1 protein-coding gene is annotated in these 251 nt (G+C 62.9%); it reads left to right on the forward strand.

What is annotated here, in order from left to right; translation table 11 throughout:
- Positions 1–251, forward strand: a 251-nt coding sequence (locus tag AAEY83_RS17155; protein WP_351061076.1) for a glutamate synthase central domain-containing protein, incomplete at both ends; no start/stop codon positions are given.

Here is a 251-nt window from a genome sequence, read left to right on the forward strand (position 1 = left end):
CTGTCCCAGCGTGTGCGCACGCCGTACGACTATTTCCGTCAGCAGTTCGCGCAGGTGACCAACCCGCCGATCGACCCGCTGCGTGAAGCGATCGTGATGTCGCTGGAAATCTGCCTCGGTGCCGAGCGCAACATTTTCCAGGAGTCGCCGGAACACGCCTCGCGCGTGATCCTCAGCTCGCCAGTGATCTCGCCGGCCAAATGGCGCTCGCTGATGAACCTCGACCGTCCGGGTTTCGAACGGGCGATCAT

It is taken from the genome of Psychrobacter sp. TB20-MNA-CIBAN-0197 (genome assembly GCF_040309765.1).
GTDB classification, from domain to species: domain Bacteria; phylum Pseudomonadota; class Gammaproteobacteria; order Pseudomonadales; family Moraxellaceae; genus Psychrobacter; species Psychrobacter submarinus.